Annotated in this window: 1 protein-coding gene; it reads left to right on the forward strand. The window is 59.9% G+C overall.

Annotated elements, in window-relative coordinates; translation table 11 throughout:
* Positions 1–173: 173 nt before the first annotated feature.
* Positions 174–1274 carry an IS4 family transposase gene (locus QX121_RS31575; RefSeq protein ID WP_315701243.1) on the forward strand — a complete coding sequence of 367 codons (1101 nt, stop codon included), beginning with the start codon at positions 174–176 and terminating at the stop codon, positions 1272–1274.
* Positions 1275–1571: the final 297 nt, after the last annotated feature.

Raw genomic sequence — 1571 nt, forward strand, 5'->3', positions numbered from 1 at the left:
TTCCTGATTCACATCTCAAACAGCGGGAGGACACGATCTCGCGTTCTCGCGGCGAATACGCCCGAGCTTTGCATCGATCGGCCGCTCTCAGAAAATCGAGAGGGCGCAGGGAATGCCGCATAGGCGTTAAGTTTATGCTTGAGTGTTGGAATCCGCCGTGATTCGAACAGGGGATGGCAGACGAATCGCTCCTGAACGAGGACTGGACGAGAGTGGTTGCGCAGCTGGGCGGGGCTGCGCAGCTCGAGAAAACTGCGCGCCAGACGAAGGCCTTCGCGCGTCGGCGGCAGATTCCAGATGCGGTGACGTTACTTCGGCTGATGCTGGCCTATTGTTTGGGTGAAAGAGGGCTGAGATCGACAGCCGCATGGGCGGCTTCTGTTGGCCTTGCCGACCTCACCAGCGTGGCGTTGTTCTATCGGCTGCGTCAATGTGGTGATTGGTTTGCGGTGCTGGTGGAGGGCTTGCTCGCTGCGGCAGCTCCGAAGGCGAGCCAAGGCCGCCTGATCCGCATCATCGATGCGACGACAGTGCCTCAGGCGGGACCGGCTGCGCGCAAGAACAGTGAGCTTTGGCGCGTTCATAGCGCATTTGATCTGCCCTATGAGCGCTTTGGTCACTTCGAGCTGACAGATCAGCAAGAGGGCGAAACGTTTGACCGGATACCAGTGGTCAAGAACGAGATCCGCATTGCTGACCGCGCTTATCTGCAACCTGACCGCATTGCGGCCGTCCGCGAAGCCGGGGCCGACGTTTTGATCCGAGCGGGCTGGAAGAACGCACGTTGGCTTGACGCCAAAGGCCTTCCGTTCGATCTGATGGCCCAATTGCGTGCCGCGAAGGCGCGCGGACTGGTCGATCGGGAGATTTGGATCAAGCGCAAGGGCGGCGCGCCTCTGGCTATGCGTCTGGTCGCAATCAAGAAGCCCACCGGTGCGGCTGCTGCTTCTCGGCGTAAAGCCCGGCAAGACGCAAAAGATGAAAACCGCATCATCTCCAAAGAAACTTTGGAGGCTGCGGATTGGGTCATTCTGATCACGTCGCTCGCGCGGGACGAGTTCTCCACCAAAGATGTGCTTGCGCTCTATCGATTGCGATGGCGGATCGAGCTTGGGTTCAAGCGACTGAAGAGTCTGATTGGCCTCAAGACGCCGCCAGGAACCGATCCGCGCTCTGCCAAGCCCTACCTGCTGGCCCACCTCCTGATCATCCTGTTGCTCGAGCCGCTTGCCAGCGACTTCGAGGACTCTCCCCACTGGACGCAGGCCGCTTAACGACGCCTGGCGCTTGGCGGGTCCTGCAGCAGCTCGTTGCATCCTTGCTGCAAGCAATCATTCCACAACCAACCATCCGTTGCTTGCGCCGCAGAAAACGCGCGTTGGGGCGCCACCTTCGCGAGCCTCCTCGAAAACGCAAGTATCAATCGATGCTCGCGCTACCTTAACGCCTATGCGGTCTTCCCTGTGCCTCTTCTTCGGAGGAAGAGGTCGACTGATGGCAAAGCTCGGCGCACTCGCCGCGAGAAAGCTCAGCTTGTCCGCTGTTTGAAACGTGGAGACAGGTGCCGGGAC

It is taken from the genome of Bradyrhizobium sp. SZCCHNR2028 (genome assembly GCF_032380995.1).
Classification (GTDB): Bacteria; Pseudomonadota; Alphaproteobacteria; order Rhizobiales; family Xanthobacteraceae; genus Bradyrhizobium.

Bases quoted from the DNA above. Each gene is read 5' to 3' on its own strand.
- QX121_RS31575 (WP_315701243.1), top strand. From the start codon at position 174: ATGGCAGACGAATCGCTCCTGAACGAGGACTGGACGAGAGTGGTTGCG.